Origin of the sequence: Nocardioides astragali, assembly GCF_024436375.1 — a bacterium.
Lineage (GTDB): Bacteria > Actinomycetota > Actinomycetes > Propionibacteriales > Nocardioidaceae > Nocardioides > Nocardioides astragali.
In genome coordinates, this window is record NZ_JAFMZM010000006.1 from 174,913 (window position 1) to 192,286 (window position 17,374).

Sequence of the window (17,374 nt, forward strand, 5' to 3'; positions counted from 1 at the left end):
CGTCGTCGTCGGGCTCACAGCGCGCTGCCGACGTACTTGGTCTCGAGGTACTCCTCGATGCCCTCGAAGCCGCCCTCGCGGCCGAAGCCCGAGTGCTTCACGCCACCGAAGGGTGCGGCGGGGTTGGAGACGATGCCGGTGTTGATCCCGACCATGCCGAACTCGAGGGCCTCGCTCACCCGGAGCACCCGAGCGTGGTCGCGGGTGAAGACGTAGGCGACCAGGCCGTACTCGGTGTCGTTGGCACGCTCGATCACCTCGTCCTCGTCACGGAAGGTGGCGATGGGGGCGACGGGTCCGAAGATCTCCTCGCGGAAGACGCGCGCCGTCGGAGGTACGTCGACCAGCACCGTGGGCGGGTAGAAGTGACCCGGCCCCTCGGGCACCACACCGCCGACGAGCGCCCGGGCGCCGCCCGAGACGGCGTCGTCCACCAGCTCGTGCACGCCGGCGCGCGCCTTGGCCGTGATCAGCGGGCCCACGTCGACTCCCTCCTCAGTCCCGTCCCCGACCCTGAGTGCTCCCATCCGCTCCGCCATCCGGGCCGAGAACTCCTCGGCGACGGACTCGTGCACCAGGAAGCGGTTGGCCGAGGTGCAGGCCTCGCCGATGTTGCGCATCTTGGCGAGCATCGCGCCGTCGACGGCCGCGTCCACGTCGGCGTCCTCGAAGACGAGGAAGGGCGCGTTGCCGCCGAGCTCCATCGACACCCGCAGCAGCTGGTCGGCGGCCTGCGACACCAGGACCTTGCCCACGCCGGTCGAGCCGGTGAAGGTGAGCTTGCGGAGCCGGGAGTCGCGGATGAGCGGCTCGCACACCCCACCTGAGTCGGTGGTGGTGACGACGTTGAGCACCCCGGCCGGGACGCCGACCTCCTCCAGCAGCGCGGCGAGCGCCAGCATCGTGAGAGGGGTCTCGTGGGCCGGCTTGACCACCATCGTGCACCCGGCCGCGATGGCCGGCCCGATCTTGCGGGTGCCCATCGCGAGCGGGAAGTTCCACGGCGTGATCATCAGGGTCGGACCCACCGGGCCCTTCATCGTGATGAGGCGCGTCGGGCCGGACGGCGCGGGGGAGTAGCGACCGTGGATGCGCACCGCCTCCTCGGAGAACCACCGGAAGAACTCGGCGCCGTAGGTCACCTCCCCCTTCGCCTCGGCGAGCGTCTTGCCCATCTCGAGGGTCATCAGCCGCGCGAAGACGTCGGCGCGCTCGGTGAGCAGCTCGAAGGCGCGGCGCAGGACCTCACCGCGCGTGCGGGGCTCGGTGGCGGCCCACTCCTTCTGCGCAGCGGCCGCGGCCGCGAGCGCCCGCTCGCCGTCGGCCGGCGTCGCGTCGGCGATGCGGGTGAGCACCCGGCCGTCGGCGGGGTTGGTCACCTCGAAGGTGGCGCCCCCGGTGGCGTCCACCCACTCGCCGCCGATGAGGAGCTGGCGGGGCACGGTCTCGATCACGTCAGCCATCACAGCAGCCTCTCACTCGCTCCCGGCCGCTGACTTGTCGAACGCCGCCTCGAAGATGTCGAGGCCCTCCGCCAGGAGGTCGTCACCGATGGCGAGCGGCGGCAGGAAGCGGAACACGTTGCCGAGGGTGCCGCAGGTCAGCGTCACCAGGCCCTCGGCCGAGCAGGCCCGGTGCACGGAGGCGGCGAGCGCTGCGTCCGGCGTACGCCCCGGGCCGTCGCTGACGAGCTCGATCGCCAGCATCGCGCCGCGCCCACGGATGTCGCCCACCCGGTCGGGGTGCCGCTCCGCGAGGGCACGCAGCCGCGGCACGAAGATCGCCTCGATCTCCCTGGCCCGGGCAGGGAGATCGGCCGCCTCCATGGTCTCGATCGCGGCCAGCGCGGCGGCGCAGGCCACCGGGTTGCCGCCGTAGGTCCCGCCCAGGCCGCCGACGTGCACGGAGTCCATCACGTCCGCGCGCCCGGTCACGGCGGCCAGCGGCAGACCGCCCGCCATGCCCTTGGCGGTCGTCACCAGGTCCGGGACGACGCCCTCGTGGTCGCACGCGAACCAGTCGCCGGTGCGCGCGAAGCCCGTCTGGATCTCGTCGGCGATGAAGAGGATCCCGTGCTCGCGGCACCAGTCCGCGACCCGCGGCAGCCAGCCCGGGGGCGGCACGATGAACCCGCCCTCGCCCTGGATCGGCTCGATCAGGACGGCGGCGCAGTTGTCCTCGCCGACCTGGGCGTGCACGGTCGCGACGAACGCGTCGAAGGCCTCGTCGGCGCACGCCTCCGCGCCGCCGGGCCAGCGGTAGGGGTAGGCCATGGGCGAGCGGTAGATCTCACCGGCGAAGGGACCGAAGCCGTGCTTGTAGGGCATGTTCTTCGCCGTCAGCGCCATCGTCAGGTTCGTACGCCCGTGGTAGGCGTGGTCGAACACGACGATCGCGTCGCGCCCCGTGTGGTGCCGGGCCACCTTCACCGCGTTCTCCACCGCCTCGGCGCCGGAGTTGAAGAGGGCCGAGCGCTTCTCGTAGCTGCCCGGGGTGAGCTCCGTGAGCTTCTCGCAGACCGAGACGTACTCCTCGTAGGGGGTGACCATGAAGCAGGTGTGCGTGAAGTCGGCGACCTGCCGCTGCACCGCTTCGACCACCCGCGGCGACGCGTTGCCGACCGTGGTCACGGCGATCCCCGAGCCGAAGTCGATCAGCTGGTTGCCGTCGACGTCGCGCAGGATGCCGCCGCCTGCCTGCTCGACGTAGATCGGCAGCGTCGTGCCGACGCCCGCGGACACGGCTGCCAGCTTGCGAGCCTGCAGCGCCTGCGAGCGCGGACCGGGGATCTCGGTGGCCAGGATCCGTTCTTGGGACAGCGTCATGACCGCTCCTCGATGCCCCACGGGGATCCGTAGCCCTTGGGCTTGGGTGCCGCCAGCAGATCGAGGAACGGTCCCGGCGGCATCGCCTCGGGACCGAGCACACCCGCGCCCGACCAGGTGCCGTCAGCGAGCAGCTCCAGCGCGACCACCGGGTTGATCGCGGTCTGCCACACCACGCACTGGGCGCCGTAGTCGCGCATCGAGTCGGCGTTGTCGACCACGTGGTAGAGGTACGTCGACCTCGGCGCGCCGTCTTTGCCGGTGCCGGTGACGAACACCCCGGCGCAGGTCTTGCCCTCCATGCGCGGCCCGATGGTCGCGGGATCGGGCAGGCAGGCGGCCACGACGTCGCGCGGTGAGACCGTGACCCCCTTGACCGACACCGGCTCCGTCGAGTCGAGTCCGAGGGTGTGAAGCGTGCGCAGGATGGCGATCATCTCCTCGCCCAGGCCGTACTTGAAGGTCACGCGGTCGGCGTCGACCCAGCGCGGCATGAGGAGCACCTCCTCGTGCTCGACGTGCACGCACTCCACCGGTCCGATGCCCTCGGGAAAGTCGAAGACCTCCGGCTCGGAGAAGGGCGGCAACGTGAAGAACCCCGACTCGAGGTCGCCGCCTGCCCTCTTCCGCTCCCACACCACTGGCGGGTTGAGGCACTCCTCGATGATCGTCCACATGGAGAAGCCCGGCGCGAAGACCTCGTTGCCGTCGTCGTCGCGGATCACCAGGTTGGCCCCGTCACGGGTGCCGAGCTCGTCGATGTGGTCGAAGAGCTCGTCGGCGGCGTAGCGGGCGAAGACGTCGGAGAGGCCGGGTTCGACGCCGATGCCGAGGAGGGCCAGGCGTCCGGCGGCCTCCCACGCGGCGGCCTGCGCGAACTGCTCGTCGCCGAGCTTGACCCCGACCTGCTCGTGAGGGGCGTCCGGGTGTGGCACCGACAGGCTCATCGCCATGTCGAGGTAGTCGGCGTCGGCAGCCAGGGCGCCGGTGAAGATCGGCATGACGAACCGCGGGTCGACGGCGTTGAAGACGTGCGTGGCCCGTACGTCGCGGGCGAGCGCAGCCACCGCGCCAGGGTCGGAGGCGTCCACCTGGGCCGCACTGAACCTCTCCTCGCCCGTGCGGCGGCCTCGGGCGGCTGCGACGGTGCGCTCGGCGCGCTCGCGGTCGTAGTCGGCCACCACCCACGCCTCGAAGAAGTCGCGCTCGACGGCGATCCGGGCGGCTGCGTCACCGACGCCACCGGCGCCGACCATGAGCACGCGCATCGGACCCGACCCCGATTCGGGGATCGATTCAGGCATGGGTCACTCCTTGACCTTGGACGCCCGGACCGAGCTCACGAACTGCGCACCGACCACCAGCAGGACGGCGATCACGAACATCGAGAAGCCGATCACGTTGGCCTCTGCGGGGATGCCGCGGCGCGAGGCGACGTAGACGAACTTGGGGAACGTGTTCTCGTTGCCGGAGACGAAGTTGGTGATGATGAAGTCGTCGAAGGACAGCGAGAAGGCGAGCATGGCGGCGCCCAGGATGCCGGGCAGGATCAGCGGGAAGGTCACCTTCCAGAAGGTCTGCATCGGGCTGGCGTAGAGGTCCTGGGCAGCCTCCTCGATCCGGGGGTCGAGGGACTGGATGCGGGCCCGGACCGTGACCACCACGAAGCTCAGGCAGAACATGATGTGGGAGAAGACGATCGTGGTGAAGCCGAGGTCGATGCCGATGTTGGCGAAGCCCTGCACGAAGATCGTCAGCAGAGCCGCGCCCATCACGATCTCGGGCGTGGCCATGGGCACGAAGATCAGCACGTTGCTGGCCGACTTGCCCCGGAAGCGGTAGCGGACCATGGCCAGTGCCATCAGCGTGCCCAGGACCGTGGCCACCACCGTGGAGATCGCCCCGACCTGCAGCGAGGTCACCAGCGACCCGCAGACGCCCGGCACCCCGCACGGGTCCTGCCAGTGCTCCCAGGTGAAGCCCTGCCACACGATGTTGGTCTTGCCGTGGTCGTTGAACGAGAAGGCAAACGTGTAGGCGACCGGCAGGAAGAGGTAGAGCAGCACCAGGATCGCGGACAGGATCGCGAAGTGGTTGGCAAGCCAGACCTGGGCGCGCTTGGCGGCCGAGGGCCGGTAGGCGGTCGAGCGGGCGCTCGTGGCGCTGGCCGGGGGACTCGTCGTGCTCACCTCACACCAGCTCCTCGGTGCCGAAACGGCGTACGTAGAGGAAGACCATCACGAGGATCGCGGCCATCAACGTGAACGACAGCGCGGCCGCCACCGGGTAGCCGCCCGGGATGGCCAGGAACTGGTCGTTGATGACGTTGCCGACCATCTTCCCGCGCTGCGGGCCGAGCAGCTCCATGTTGACGAAGTCGCCGGCCGCGGGGATGAAGGTCAGAAGCGTCCCGGCCAGCACGCCGGGCATCGACATCGGCAGCGTCACGGTGCGGAACGTCGTGAACCCGTTGGCGTACAGGTCGCCGCCGGCCTCGATCACGCGCGGGTCGGCGCGTTCGAGCGAGGCGTAGATCGGCAGCACCATGAAGGGCAGGAAGTTGTAGGTCAGGCCGGCGATCACCGCGACGGGTGTGTTGATGATGTTGCCGCCGGGCAGCAGGTGCAGGAAGTTGAGGGTGCCGGCCACCCACCCCTCGTCGGCCAGGATCTGCGACCACGCGAACGTGCGCAGGATGAACGAGGTGAAGAAGGGCGCGATGACGCAGATCATCATGAGGTTGCGCCAGCGCCCGGCCTTGAACGCCATCGCGTAGGCGAGCGGGTAGGCCACGACGAAGGCCAGCAGCGTCGCCAGGCCGGCATAGAGGAAGGACCGCGCGAAGTGCGGCGCGTAGTCGGTGAGCGCGCTGGCGTAGTTGTCGAGGTTGACGTCGCGGTAGTAGTACCCGGGGAAGCCCGGATAGCGGCTCTGCAGGCTGACCGACGCCAGCTGGACCAGCGGCAGGAGGAAGAACACGCCGAGCCACAGTGCGCCCGGGAGCAGCAGCACGTACGCCGTCCAGCTGCGCTTCGTGGCCCGGGGAGCGGGCGCGGCCGGGTCGGCTCCCGGGTCGACGGCCGCGTGCGCGAGGGCCGTCATGCTGCATCCCGTGACGTGCTCATGCGGGCACCCCGAACGCGTGCCCGGCGTTCCAGGTCAGCCAGACCTCGTCCCCGGGTCGGAGGTCGAGCGGTTCGACGTCGAGGTTCTGCTCGTAGCAGCTCCACGTCGTGCCGCTCGGCATGTCGACCAGGTAGCTGGTGGCGACCCCTAGGAAGGACACGTCGCGCACCACCCCCTTGACGTCGTTGCCGGCTCCCTCGGGCTGGGTGCGCGACACGGTGACCTTCTCCGGTCGGACGCCGAACAGGACCTCGCCGTCGTGAACCTGCGAGCGGGACTTGAGGATCTTCACGGGTGTGCCGAGCACGTCGGCGACGATGTGGTCGCCGTCGGTGTCCTTGATGATGCCGACGCCGGTGTTGGCCTGGCCGAGGAAGTTCGCGACGAACCGCGTGCGCGGCAGGTCGTACAGCGCCGCCGGTGCGCCGAGCTGCTCGATGTGGCCCCTGTTCATCACCGCGACCGTGTCGGCCATGGTCATGGCCTCCTCCTGGTCGTGGGTGACGTGGATGAAGGTCAGTCCGACCTCTGTCTGGATGCGCTTGAGCTCCACCTGCATCTCGCGCCGCAGCTTGAGGTCGAGGGCACCGAGCGGCTCGTCGAGCAGCAGCACCTCGGGGTGGTTGACCAGGGCCCGCGCCAGCGCCACCCGCTGCTGCTGGCCGCCCGAGAGCTGGGAGGGCTTGCGCGTGGCGAAGCCCGACATCTGCACCAGCTCGAGGGCGTCGTCGGTCCGCTTGGCCGTGTCGGCAGCCTTGCGGCGCTTGGGGCCGAAGGCCACGTTGTCGCGGATGTTGAGGTGGGGGAAGAGCGCGTAGGACTGGAACACGGTGTTGACCGGACGCTCGTAGGGGCGCGACCCGGTGAGGTCGGTGTCCCCGATCAGCACCCGGCCGGCCGTGGGCTGCTCGAGCCCGGCGATCATCCGCAGGGTGGTGGTCTTGCCGCAGCCCGACGGGCCGAGCAGGGCGAAGAAGGAGCCTCGGGGGACGTGGAGGTCGATGTCGTCGACCGCGGTGAAGTCGCCGAAGGTCTTGGTCACGCTCTCGAGCTGGAGGTCGCCGCTCGCCTCGCGGAATCCGGCCATGTCAGTTCCCCATCACCTTCGTGGACCACAGGTCGGCGTACTCGATGTCCTCGTCGGGGCTGAGCACCCGGAAGGCCTGGATGTTGTTGTCCGCGATGTACTCGGCGGTGGGGAAGATGAAGGGGCTCTCGGCCAGGTCCGGGTCGATCTTCTCCATCTCGGCCTGGGCGCCGTCGACCGGGCACACGTAGTTGACCCAGGCGGCCACCTGGGCGGCGACGGCCGGGTCGTAGTAGTAGTCCATCAGCAGCTGGGCGTTGCTGCGATGCGTGGAGGTGATCGGCACCATCAGGTTGTCCGACCACAGCGTGCCGCCGGACTCGGGGATGGTGAACGTCCAGCTGGGGTCCTCGGTGTCGAAGGCCAGGACGAAGATGTCGCCGCTCCAGGTGATCCCGGCCACCGCGTTGCCGCTGGTGAGGTCCTCCATGTAGGAGTTGCCCTTCACCTTGCGGATGTAGCCCTCCTCGATCTTCTGCTCGATGAAGTCGAGGGCGCTCTCGAACTCCGCCCGGCCCCAGTCGCTGTCGATGTCGACGCCCTGCGACTGCATGACGAGACCGGCGGTGTCACGGAACTCCGAGAGCACCACGATGCGGCCCTTGAGGTCGTCGGCCCAGAGGTCGTCGAGCGACTTCAGCTCTCGGCCCACCTTGTCCCTGTTGTAGCCGATGCCGGCGAAGCCGCTCTGCCAGGTGATCGAGTGCTGGCGGCCCGGATCGAAGGACACGTCCTTGAGCGGCTGCAGGAGGTTGCTCACCACGTTGGGCATCTGGATCAGCTCCAGAGGCTGGCAGAGCTGGTCGCGGATGACCCGCGCGGCCATCCAGTCGGTCAGGGTGATGATGTCGCGGTCGATGGTCTGGCCGGCGCGTAGCTGCGGCCCGACCTTGGCGTAGTAGGAGTCGTTGTCGTCGATGTCCTCGCTGTAGCTGACCTCGATGCCCGTCTTCTCCATGAAGGCCTCGAGGGTCGGCGACTTCGTCTCCTTGCCGTTCATGTCGAGGTACGCCGTCCAGTTGGCCCACTTGAGGACCTTCTCGGAGTCCGAGACGTCCTTCGGCAGCTTGAGGCTCGCCGGACCTCCGGAGGGCGGTGCGGGCGGGGCGCAGCCGGTCAGCGCGAGGCCGGTGCCGGCAGCGAGGCCGGTGCCGAGGAGTGCTCGACGGCTCAGGCCGCCGGTCGCAACCGAGGCGAGAGCAGCCGCCGGCGGCGACATCGGCTGCCGTCGCCGGCGCGGGATCGGTGTCATCAGTTCAGTCCTCCGGTCAGCCCTGAGTCACTCTGGTGTGGTGCAGGGTCAGCTCTCGATGTTGGCCATCACGTGCTTGATCCGGGTGTAGTCCTCGAACCCGTACATCGACAGGTCCTTGCCGTACCCGGACTTCTTGTAGCCGCCGTGCGGCATCTCGGCGACGAGCGGGATGTGCGTGTTGATCCACACGCAGCCGAAGTCGAGGGCCCTGGACATCCGCATCGCACGTCCGAAGTCCTTGGTCCAGACCGACGACGCGAGGCCGTAGTCGACGCCGTTGGCCCACCGGATCGCCTCGTCCTCGTCGGTGAAGCGCTGCACGGTGATGACCGGACCGAAGATCTCGTTCTGGATGGCGTCGTCGTCCTGGCGCAGACCCGAGAGGACGGTGGGCTCGAGGTAGAAGCCGTCGCCCAGGTCGGTGCGGCGGTTGCCGCCGGCCGACACGGTCGCGTGCGACGGGAGGTTCTCGATGAAGCCGCTGACGCGGGCCAGCTGGTTGGCGTTGTTCACCGGGCCGAAGAGCGCGTCCTCGTCGTCGGGGAGCCCCACCGACGCCGAGCTCCGGGCGTAGTCGGTGAGCGCCGCGACGAAGTCGTCGTGGATGTGCGGTGCCGCGAGCACACGGGTGGCCGCGGTGCAGTCCTGTCCGGCGTTGAAGTAGCCGGCCACGCCGATGCCCTCGACGGCCGCCTCGATGTCGGCGTCGTCGAAGACGACGACGGGTGCCTTGCCGCCGAGCTCGAGGTGCACCCGCTTGAGGTTCGGCGCCGCGCTGGCCGCGACCTCGGCGCCGGCACGCACCGACCCGGTGATGGCGACCAGGCTGGGGGTGGGGTGCTCGACGAGGAGACGACCGGTCTCGCGGTCGCCGGTGACGACGTTGAGCGTGCCGGCGGGGAGGAACTCCGAGGCGAGCTCGGCCAGGCGCAACGTGCTCTCGGGAGTGGTGTCGCTCGGCTTGAGGACGACCGTGTTGCCGGCCGCGAGTGCCGGACCGATCTTCCACACAGCCATCAGCAGCGGGTAGTTCCACGGCGTCACCTGCCCGACGACGCCGATCGGCTCCCGCCGCACCCACGAGGTGTGGCCGGCGAGGTACTCCCCGGCCGCCTTGCCCTCCAGGACGCGCGCCGCGCCGGCGAAGAAGCGGAGCTGGTCGACCATAGGAGGGATCTCCTCGCTCGCGGTGAGCGCCTTGATCTTCCCGGTGTTCTCGGACTCGAGGGCGATGAGCTCCTCGGCGTGCGACTCGATCGCGTCGGCGAACTTCAGCAGCGCCTGCTGGCGCTCGCTGGGCGTCGTACGCCCCCACTCGCCGAAGGCCGTGTCCGCCGCTGCGTACGCCGCGTCCACCTCCTCGGCGCCGCTCAGAGGAGCGTGGGCGACGACCTGCCCGGTCGCCGGGTTGACGACGTCACTCGTGGCGCCGGAATCGGCGTCGACATAGGCGCCGCCGATGAAGTTGCGCAGCGTGCGGGGGCTGGTCACGTGTCGTCCTTCCGGTCGAGTGCGGTGAAGGGAGAGTAGGACGGGAGACGGACCGATCGCCATAGCGAACGGCAAAGAAAGTGCGGGAATCGCGGAAATCGCCGCGTGGAATTGCGGAATCCGCGTTCGACGGGTTGCGGACCCGGGGCCCGGCACAGCACCATGGGCCGCATGAACGACGGAGCTGTGCGCCTCGATGCGACCGCGAAGCGGATCATCGAGCTCCTCCAGGAGGACGGCCGCATCTCCTATGCCGCGATCGCCAAGGCGGTGGGTCTCTCGGAGGCCGCTGCCCGCGCGCGGGTCCAGAAGCTGCTCGACTCCGAGATCATGCAGATCGTCGCCGTCACCGATCCGACCCAGGTGGGATTCACCCGCCAGGCGATGATCGGCGTGCGCACCGAGGGCGACCTCACGAAGGTGGGGGACCGGCTCGCCGAGCTCACCGAGGTCGACTACGTCGTGACGACGGCCGGCAGCTTCGACCTCCTCGTCGAGGTGGTGTGCGAGGACGATCCGCACCTGCTCGACGTCATCCGTCAGGTCCGAGAGCTCGAGGGAGTGGTCTCCTCGGAGACCTTCGTCTACCTCAAGCTCAACAAGCAGCACTACAACTGGGGAACGAGATGAGCCTCCCATCGTTCGAGGGCGAGTCCTTCGACTACCAGACCGCCGGTCGCGACCACCTGTGGTTGCACTTCACGCGGCACTCGACCTACGAGAAGGGCGGCGAGATGCCGCTCATCGTCAAGGGGGAGGGGCACAAGATCTGGGACAGCCACGGCCGCGAGTACATCGACGGCCTGGCCGGCCTGTTCGTGGTCCAGGTCGGCCACGGCCGCGAGGAGCTGGCCGAGGCGGCCGCCAAGCAGGCCAAGGAGCTGGCGTTCTTCCCGCTGTGGTCCTTCGCCCACCCGCGCGCCGTCGAGCTCGCCGACCGGATCGCCGCGATGGCCCCGGGCGACCTCAACCGCGTCTTCTTCACCACCGGCGGCGGCGAGGCGGTCGAGTCGGCCTGGAAGCTCGCCAAGCAGTACTTCAAGCTCACCGGCAAGCCCAACAAGCACAAGGTGATCTCCCGGGCCGTCGCCTACCACGGCACGCCGCAGGGCGCGCTGTCCATCACCGGCATCCCCCCGCTGAAGGAGATGTTCGAGCCGCTGGTCCCGGGCGCCCACAAGGTGCCCAACACCAACTTCTACCGTCGCCCCGACTACCTGGGCGACGACGAGAAGGCGTTCGGCCGGTGGGCCGCCGACCGGATCGCGGAGGCGATCGAGTTCGAGGGTCCCGACACCGTCGCCGCCGTGTTCCTCGAGCCGGTGCAGAACGCCGGTGGCTGCTTCCCGCCCCCGCCGGGCTACTTCGAGCGGGTCCGCGAGATCTGCGACCAGTACGACGTACTGCTCGTCTCCGACGAGGTCATCTGCGCCTTCGGCCGGGTGGGGGAGATGTTCGGCGCCGCCGAGTTCGGCTACCAGCCCGACATCATCACCTGCGCCAAGGGCATGACCTCGGGCTACTCGCCCATCGGCGCGATGATCGCCAGCGACCGGCTGTTCGAGCCGTTCAAGACCGGCACGACCGCGTACGCCCACGGCTACACGTTCGGTGGCCACCCCGTCTCGTCGGCCGTGGCCCTGGCCAACCTCGACATCTTCGAGCGCGAGGGCCTGGTCGACCACGTCCAGCAGAACGGGCCGGCCTTCCGGGCGACGCTCGAGAAGCTGCTCGACATCCCGATCGTCGGCGACGTCCGCGGACACGGCTACTTCTACGGCATCGAGCTCGTCAAGGACCGCGAGACCAAGGAGACCTTCGACGACGCCGAGTCCGAGCGCCTGCTGCGCGGCTACCTCTCGGGTGCGCTGTGGCAGGCGGGGCTCTACTGCCGCGCCGACGACCGCGGCGACCCGGTCATCCAGCTCGCGCCGCCGCTGATCATCGGCCAGCCGGAGTTCGACGACATCGAGCAGCGGCTGCGCTCAGTGCTGACCGGGGCGCTCGACCACCTGTAGATGGCGCTGTGCTTTTGGCGCTCGCTCCGCTCGCGCGTGCTCCCCGCCCCTGAAGACGTCGTCTTCCCTCCTCGCTCGACGGCGCTGCCTCGCTGCGCTCGTCACGCTTGCTCGCTCGTCAGTCCAGACGACGTCGGGCGGGGTGCGCTGTGGCTGAGGCAGTCCGACCGCCTGGCACGAAGGAAGGTCATCGGTGCGCAGCGAGCGCCCAACAGCCGGGGCGCCGAGCACTCGCGAGCGGAGCGAGCGACAATAAGCCAGTGAACGACGCCGTACGCCCTGCCCGCCCGCACCACAAGCTCACCGACGACGGGCGTCGCATGCGCGAGGTCCTGACCTACTCGCGCCGGGGCAGCCGGTTCACCCCCCGACAGGCCGAGGCGTGGGCCGCGCACCAGGCCGACTGGGTCATTCCCGACGAGGCCGTCGACCGGCCCGACTTCTCACTGACCGAGCGCTTCGGGCGCGACGCGCCGCTGATCGTCGAGATCGGGTCCGGGGTCGGGGAGGCGACGGCGGTCCTGGCGGCCGCGCGTCCCGACCACAACGTCCTCGCCCTGGAGGTCTGGCTCCCCGGCGTGGCCGACTCGCTGTGGCGAGTGGCCGAGGCGGGCGCCGACAACGTCCGCTTCTGCTCGGTCGACGCCGTGTGGTCGCTCGAGCACCTCCTCGCCCCGGCCAGCCTTGCCGAGGTCTGGACGTTCTTCCCCGACCCGTGGCGCAAGACCAAGCACCACAAGCGCCGCCTGGTCAACCCCGTCAACGCCGCCCTCATCTCCTCCCGCCTCGTGCCGGGCGGCGCGTGGCGCCTGGCCACGGACTGGGCCGACTACGCCGAGCAGATGGCCGAGGTCCTCGACGCCGAGCCCACTCTCGAGGGCGGTCAGGTGCCGCGCTGGGCCGAGCGCCCGGTGACGCGCTTCGAGCGCAAGGGGGTCGAGGTCGGTCGCGAGATCACCGACTTCCTCTACCGACGGTCAGCCTGAACGCCTCAGTCGATGACCAGTCCGGCTTCGCGCAGGACGTGCTCGAGGCGTAGCCGCTCGGCCTCGTGGTCGGGCCCCTCCCTCACGTCGCTCAACGTGTCGGGCACGCCCAGCGCCTGGGCCGCCTGGATCAGGAGGTCCTCGTACGCTGCTGCGGCACCGCGTCGCTTGGCCATCGTGGTGCCCGGCTCGGGTGCCCTCACCTCGGCGTGCAGCCGCCGCAGCGCACGAGCCACGTCCTCGATCGCGGGACCGTCCGGAGCCACCGGTGACGGCGAGAGGCGTTCCCGAACCCGACGGTGGACCCGCGAGATCTCGTCCTGGCACAGGAACGCGCCGAACGCGATGCCCAGCATCAGCGTGCAGAGGACGAGCGCGACCACCCCGGCCATCCTTCGACGGTAGGTCCGCCCGCGGCCTACGGCAAGCAGTGCTAGCCGCCCAGGATGCCCAGCTCCTCGTCGACGTAGGGGTCGTGCTCCCCGAGGGCGTCGAGCTCGGTCCGCAGCGCGAGCTGCATCTCCCGCGCCCTCTCCGTGTGGCCGAGGTGTCGCAGCGACCATGCCACCATCCACCGGGCGACCCGGGTGCGCGCGTCGTCGCCGATCCGCTCGCGGGCGGTGAGGGCGTCCTCGAACGCGGCGAGGGCGGCCCCGTGGTCGCCGGCGTCCGCGTGCGACATGCCGATGTTGTTGAGGATCGAGGCGTCCCAGTCGCGCGCAGCCCTCGCCGAGGCCGTGCGGGCGCGGGCGAGCGCCGCGTGCTGGGCCGCCAGCTGCTCGGTCGGCTCGACCACCAGGGCGACCATGTGCAGGGCGTCCACCTCGAGCTCCTCCAGCCCGGCCCGCGCAGCAGCTCCGGCCGCCGCCTCGAAGCGCGGCCGCGCAGCCGCCGAGCTGCCGGCCGAGCGCAGCAGGCGCCCGCGCTCGAGCTCGACGCGCACCCGCGACTCGGCGTCGCCGGCGACCAGGTCGTCCAGCACCGCGTGCCCCTCGTCGTACCTCTCCTGGAGCCCGAGCGCCCGCGCCACCTGCGTCCACGCGTGCGTCGCCACGGGTTCTGCCGTCGTGGCGGCGAGGTCCCGGAAGCGCTGCTCGCTGGCCGCCGGGTCCTCGAAGTCCCAGACGTGCCGCAGGTCGGTCGGCATGTCCGGATCCTAGGGCTCGACAGGCGTCGGTCCCCCTATCCTCGTCGCGTGCGAGTGCCGGGACGAGGCGTGGGAGCGCCGCTGCTGGCCGCGCTAGCCCTGTGCGCGGGATGCACCGGCACCGGCGGGTCGCCCGCGGCCGACGACAGCAGGACCCCGACGACCGATGCCACCACAGGTGCGACCGAGGCGCTGCGCGAGCGCTGCCTCTCCGCGATCCCCGAGGACGCGCCGCTCGAGGCGCTGACCCTCCGGGGCAGGACTGGCGGCGACATCGAGGCTGCCCGCATGGGGCCGGACACCAACGACCGGGTCGCGATCCTACTGCCGCAGGTCGGCGGGATGTGCGGATGGGGCCGCTGGGCCGCGGCGGCCGCCGAGCAGACCGGGCTCACCTCGCTCCTGGTCAACCCGTGCGGCTACGGCGAGTCCGTGTGCACCCAGGAGGAGGACGCGGACGCGCTCAACGAGGTGAGCGCAGCGATCGACCTCGCCCGGCGTGACCTCGGCGCCGAGCGGGTCGTCCTGCTCGGTACGTCGATGGGCGGGTCGCTGACCGTCATCGCGGTCGCCCGGGGCGCCGACGTCGACGGGTGGGCCGACGTGTCCGGGCCCTCCGCATGGGATGGGGTCCGGCTGGTCACGCTCGCCACGGCGCTCCCGCCCGACGGCCTGGTGGTGATGGCACCGAGCGACGGTGAGCAGGCCTTCGATGCCGCCGCGCACCTGGCTCGGTCCGCCGGCGTACCCTTCGTGGCGGGCAGGAACGGCCATGGCTGGGAGCTGCTCGTCGACCCCGTCAACGGATCCCTGACCCGCATCGGTCGCCGCCTGCTGGACCTGGCGGAGGGCCGGCCCGGGGCCTGACCAGCTCGGCTCGGCCCCGTTCCCCGCTGCGATTTGGCGTGGGCGTGCGGTGTCTGCCAAGATGTTCCGGTTGCTCCGGCGGGTCGCCGGGGTGCGGCAACCTTGACTTCTGAATCGCGTCTCCTTTGATCGAAACAGTCGTCTGTGTGCGCCGCACCGGATCAAGAACTCTTGATCGGAGACCCGACCAGATCCGACGACCGTCGGGTGCCACCCAGAGCTGCACCACTTCCCAGGCGGGAAGTGTCGCGAGAAACATGCGCGACACGCCCGACCGCGGGGGTCGGAGGGTGGAGGAGAGACAGGCGGCACAGGCCCACCGGGGGTCGAGTGCCGAAACAGACCAGGCGTACGAGATCGAAGAGGACGAGAGAGACCTATGGCGGGACAGAAGATCCGCATCAGGCTCAAGGCCTATGACCACGAGGTGATCGACACCTCGGCGCGGAAGATCGTGGACACCGTCACCCGTACGGGTGCGAAGGTCGCCGGCCCTGTGCCGCTGCCGACCGAGAAGAACGTGTACTGCGTCATCCGTTCGCCCCACAAGTACAAGGACTCCCGCGAGCACTTCGAGATGCGCACCCACAAGCGCCTGATCGACATCATCGACCCGACGCCGAAGACCGTCGACTCGCTGATGCGTCTCGACCTGCCTGCCGGTGTCGACATCGAGATCAAGCTCTGAGGCGCGACATGGCAAAGACTTTCGAACGCAACGTGAAGGGCCTGCTGGGCACCAAGCTCGGCATGACCCAGCTCTGGGACGAGAACAACAAGGTCGTCCCCGTGACCGTGATCGCCGCGAGCACCAACGTGGTCACCCAGGTCCGCCAGCCCGAGGTGGACGGCTACAACGCCATCCAGGTCGGCTACGGCGAGATCGAGGCCCGCAAGGTCAACTCGCCCGAGGCCGGTCACTTCACCAAGGCCGGGGTCACCCCGCGCCGCCACGTGGCCGAGATCCGCACGGCTGACGCCGCCACCTACACGGTGGGCCAGGAGCTCGGTGTCGACACCTTCGCCGCCGGCGAGGAGATCGACGTCACCGGCACCAGCAAGGGCAAGGGATTCGCGGGCGTCATGAAGCGCCACGGCTTCCACGGTGTCGGCGCCTCGCACGGTGCCCACCGCAACCACCGCAAGCCGGGTTCCATCGGTGCCTGCGCCACGCCGGGCCGCGTGTTCAAGGGCACGCGCATGGCCGGCCGCATGGGCAACGACACGGTCACCACGCAGAACCTGACGGTCCACGCCGTCGACGCCGAGAAGGGACTCATCCTCCTCAAGGGCGCCGTCCCCGGCCCCCGAGGTGGTCTCGTGGTCCTCCGCTCGGCCGCCAAGAGCACCGCCGTTTCTGGCAAGGAGGCCTGAGCATGGCTGTCAAGACCGTCAAGGTTGATCTGCCTGCCGAGATCTTCGACGTCGAGGTCAACATCCCGTTGATCCACCAGGTCGTCGTCGCGCAGCAGGCTGCTGCTCGTCAGGGCACGCACGCCACCAAGACCCGCGCCGACGTGCGCGGTGGTGGCCGCAAGCCCTACAAGCAGAAGGGCACCGGCCGCGCCCGCCAGGGCTCGACCCGCGCGCCACAGTTCGCCGGTGGTGGCGTCGTCCACGGCCCGCAGCCGCGCAGCTACGACCAGCGCACCCCCAAGAAGATGAAGGCCGCCGCCCTGCGCGGTGCCCTCTCCGACCGGGCCCGCAACGACCGCGTCCACGTGGTCGAGGCCCTCGTGTCGGGCGACAAGCCCTCCACCAAGGCCGCGCTGGCCTCGCTCGTCTCGCTGACCGACCGCGTGGGCTACCTCGTGGTGCTCGAGCGCTCCGACGCGATCACCTGGCTCTCGCTGCGCAACGCGCCCGAGGTCCACATCGTCGCCGTCGACCAGCTCAACACCTACGACGTGCTCAACGCCGACGACATTGTCTTCACCAAGGGTGCCTACGACGCCTTCGTGGGCGGCGCATCTGCCTCCACGACCAAGGTCGAGAAGCCCGTGGCGGCTGAGAAGCCCGCCAAGGACGAGACGCCCGCCGACGCCCCGGCCCTGCCGGCAGGCGCCAAGGCTCCGCTCAAGAGCGGCAAGGCCCCCAAGGGCCACGAGGTCCTCGGCAAGCAGTCGGGTGTCTACCTCCTCGAGGGCGACGCGGGCTACGACGACGCCGCTGGTGACTTCTGGTTCAAGTCCGCAGAGGACGCCGAGGCCGCAGGCCTGACCCGTGACGAGAAGAAGGAGGACGACAAGTGAGCACCCTGCACAAGGACCACCGCGACGTCCTGATCGCCCCGGTCGTCTCGGAGAAGAGCTACGGCCTCCTCGACGCCAACAAGTACACCTTCATCGTCCACCCGGACGCCAACAAGACCGAGATCAAGATCGCGGTCGAGAAGGTCTTCGACGTCAAGGTCACCTCGGTCAACACCATCAACCGCCAGGGCAAGACGCGCCGCACCAAGTACGGCCTGGGCAAGCGCCCCAACACCAAGCGCGCGATCGTCAGCCTCGCCGAGGGCCACCGCATCGACATCTTCGGAGGTCCGGTCTCCTGACCGGGCTCCTGACTAGGA

18 protein-coding genes are annotated in these 17,374 nt (G+C 69.9%); 8 read left to right on the plus strand and 10 right to left on the minus strand.

From position 1 onward, the window contains the following. Positions 1-14 precede the first annotated feature (14 nt). Genes J3P44_RS20335 through J3P44_RS20370 form a run of 8 tightly spaced genes read right to left on the minus strand, consistent with a single transcriptional unit; the run spans position 15 to position 9,784 of the window. Entirely contained in the window at positions 15-1,463 is a 1,449-nt protein-coding gene (locus J3P44_RS20335) for an NAD-dependent succinate-semialdehyde dehydrogenase (RefSeq protein ID WP_255892298.1), read from the minus strand. A 12-nt stretch (positions 1,464-1,475) separates the two neighbouring features. After that, positions 1,476-2,825: a 4-aminobutyrate--2-oxoglutarate transaminase gene (gabT, locus tag J3P44_RS20340; protein ID WP_255892299.1), complete on the minus strand. Its 1,350-nt coding sequence runs from the start codon at positions 2,823-2,825 to the stop codon at positions 1,476-1,478. After that, the gene (locus J3P44_RS20345) at positions 2,822-4,129 is read right to left on the minus strand and encodes a saccharopine dehydrogenase family protein (RefSeq protein WP_255892300.1); all 1,308 of its coding nucleotides are present in this window, start codon (positions 4,127-4,129) and stop codon (positions 2,822-2,824) included. Before J3P44_RS20345 ends, gabT begins: the two co-directional genes overlap by 4 nt. A gap of 3 nt (positions 4,130-4,132) precedes the next feature. Next, positions 4,133-5,014, minus strand: a complete 882-nt coding sequence (locus J3P44_RS20350) for an ABC transporter permease (protein ID WP_255892301.1) — start codon at positions 5,012-5,014, stop codon at positions 4,133-4,135. Position 5,015: 1 nt separating this feature from the next. After that, the gene (locus tag J3P44_RS20355) at positions 5,016-5,927 is read right to left on the minus strand and encodes an ABC transporter permease (RefSeq protein ID WP_255892302.1); all 912 of its coding nucleotides are present in this window, start codon (positions 5,925-5,927) and stop codon (positions 5,016-5,018) included. 19 nt (positions 5,928-5,946) lie between these two features. Continuing rightward, the gene (locus J3P44_RS20360) at positions 5,947-7,038 is read right to left on the minus strand and encodes an ABC transporter ATP-binding protein (RefSeq protein ID WP_255892303.1); all 1,092 of its coding nucleotides are present in this window, start codon (positions 7,036-7,038) and stop codon (positions 5,947-5,949) included. Position 7,039: 1 nt separating this feature from the next. Beyond that, positions 7,040-8,290, minus strand: a complete 1,251-nt coding sequence (locus J3P44_RS20365; RefSeq protein ID WP_255892304.1) for an ABC transporter substrate-binding protein — start codon at positions 8,288-8,290, stop codon at positions 7,040-7,042. A 48-nt stretch (positions 8,291-8,338) separates the two neighbouring features. Continuing rightward, positions 8,339-9,784, minus strand: a complete 1,446-nt coding sequence (locus J3P44_RS20370; RefSeq protein ID WP_255892305.1) for a gamma-aminobutyraldehyde dehydrogenase — start codon at positions 9,782-9,784, stop codon at positions 8,339-8,341. Between the two features lie 171 nt (positions 9,785-9,955). Between J3P44_RS20370 and J3P44_RS20375 the strand changes: the two genes are divergently transcribed. The 3 genes from J3P44_RS20375 to trmB all read left to right on the plus strand — a co-directional run bounded on the left by J3P44_RS20375 (position 9,956) and on the right by trmB (position 12,788). Next, entirely contained in the window at positions 9,956-10,414 is a 459-nt protein-coding gene (locus tag J3P44_RS20375; RefSeq protein WP_255892306.1) for an Lrp/AsnC family transcriptional regulator, read from the plus strand. Continuing rightward, the gene (locus J3P44_RS20380; protein ID WP_255892307.1) at positions 10,411-11,802 is read left to right on the plus strand and encodes an aspartate aminotransferase family protein; all 1,392 of its coding nucleotides are present in this window, start codon (positions 10,411-10,413) and stop codon (positions 11,800-11,802) included. The genes J3P44_RS20375 and J3P44_RS20380 overlap by 4 nt, the downstream gene beginning before the upstream one ends. A 260-nt stretch (positions 11,803-12,062) precedes the next feature. Next, positions 12,063-12,788 (plus strand): tRNA (guanine(46)-N(7))-methyltransferase TrmB, encoded by a 726-nt coding sequence (gene trmB / locus J3P44_RS20385; RefSeq protein WP_255892308.1) that lies wholly within the window; start codon positions 12,063-12,065, stop codon positions 12,786-12,788. Between the two features lie 5 nt (positions 12,789-12,793). Here the strand turns inward: trmB and J3P44_RS20390 are convergent, their stop codons facing one another. Next, positions 12,794-13,180 carry a hypothetical protein gene (locus J3P44_RS20390; protein WP_255892309.1) on the minus strand — a complete coding sequence of 129 codons (387 nt, stop codon included), beginning with the start codon at positions 13,178-13,180 and terminating at the stop codon, positions 12,794-12,796. A 41-nt stretch (positions 13,181-13,221) separates the two neighbouring features. Next, a complete protein-coding gene (locus tag J3P44_RS20395) occupies positions 13,222-13,935 on the minus strand; it encodes a tetratricopeptide repeat protein (RefSeq protein WP_255892310.1) in 714 nt (237 codons plus the stop codon). 48 nt (positions 13,936-13,983) lie between these two features. On the opposite strand from J3P44_RS20395, the gene J3P44_RS20400 reads away from it, so the two are divergent. From J3P44_RS20400 to rplW, 5 genes are all read left to right on the plus strand, one after another. After that, on the plus strand, positions 13,984-14,802 hold the full coding sequence (locus J3P44_RS20400) for an alpha/beta hydrolase family protein (protein ID WP_255892311.1): 819 nt from the start codon (positions 13,984-13,986) through the stop codon (positions 14,800-14,802). A 379-nt stretch (positions 14,803-15,181) separates the two neighbouring features. Next, positions 15,182-15,490 (plus strand): 30S ribosomal protein S10, encoded by a 309-nt coding sequence (gene rpsJ / locus J3P44_RS20405; protein WP_008360994.1) that lies wholly within the window; start codon positions 15,182-15,184, stop codon positions 15,488-15,490. A gap of 8 nt (positions 15,491-15,498) precedes the next feature. Next, positions 15,499-16,176 carry a 50S ribosomal protein L3 gene (gene rplC / locus J3P44_RS20410; protein ID WP_255892312.1) on the plus strand — a complete coding sequence of 226 codons (678 nt, stop codon included), beginning with the start codon at positions 15,499-15,501 and terminating at the stop codon, positions 16,174-16,176. A 2-nt stretch (positions 16,177-16,178) separates the two neighbouring features. After that, a complete protein-coding gene (gene rplD / locus J3P44_RS20415) occupies positions 16,179-17,054 on the plus strand; it encodes a 50S ribosomal protein L4, sunset domain variant (RefSeq protein ID WP_255892313.1) in 876 nt (291 codons plus the stop codon). After that, positions 17,051-17,356 (plus strand): 50S ribosomal protein L23, encoded by a 306-nt coding sequence (gene rplW, locus J3P44_RS20420; protein WP_091198294.1) that lies wholly within the window; start codon positions 17,051-17,053, stop codon positions 17,354-17,356. Before rplD ends, rplW begins: the two co-directional genes overlap by 4 nt. Positions 17,357-17,374 lie beyond the last annotated feature (18 nt).

Coding starts and splice junctions, on each gene's coding strand:
- J3P44_RS20335 (WP_255892298.1), bottom strand. CDS start 1,463: ATGGCTGACGTGATCGAGACCGTGCCCCGCCAGCTCCTCATCGGCGGC.
- gabT (WP_255892299.1), bottom strand. CDS start 2,825: ATGACGCTGTCCCAAGAACGGATCCTGGCCACCGAGATCCCCGGTCCG.
- J3P44_RS20345 (WP_255892300.1), bottom strand. CDS start 4,129: ATGCCTGAATCGATCCCCGAATCGGGGTCGGGTCCGATGCGCGTGCTC.
- J3P44_RS20355 (WP_255892302.1), bottom strand. CDS start 5,927: ATGACGGCCCTCGCGCACGCGGCCGTCGACCCGGGAGCCGACCCGGCC.
- J3P44_RS20360 (WP_255892303.1), bottom strand. CDS start 7,038: ATGGCCGGATTCCGCGAGGCGAGCGGCGACCTCCAGCTCGAGAGCGTG.
- J3P44_RS20365 (WP_255892304.1), bottom strand. CDS start 8,290: ATGACACCGATCCCGCGCCGGCGACGGCAGCCGATGTCGCCGCCGGCG.
- J3P44_RS20375 (WP_255892306.1), top strand. CDS start 9,956: ATGAACGACGGAGCTGTGCGCCTCGATGCGACCGCGAAGCGGATCATC.
- J3P44_RS20380 (WP_255892307.1), top strand. CDS start 10,411: ATGAGCCTCCCATCGTTCGAGGGCGAGTCCTTCGACTACCAGACCGCC.
- J3P44_RS20390 (WP_255892309.1), bottom strand. CDS start 13,180: ATGGCCGGGGTGGTCGCGCTCGTCCTCTGCACGCTGATGCTGGGCATC.
- J3P44_RS20395 (WP_255892310.1), bottom strand. CDS start 13,935: ATGCCGACCGACCTGCGGCACGTCTGGGACTTCGAGGACCCGGCGGCC.
- rpsJ (WP_008360994.1), top strand. CDS start 15,182: ATGGCGGGACAGAAGATCCGCATCAGGCTCAAGGCCTATGACCACGAG.
- rplC (WP_255892312.1), top strand. CDS start 15,499: ATGGCAAAGACTTTCGAACGCAACGTGAAGGGCCTGCTGGGCACCAAG.
- rplD (WP_255892313.1), top strand. CDS start 16,179: ATGGCTGTCAAGACCGTCAAGGTTGATCTGCCTGCCGAGATCTTCGAC.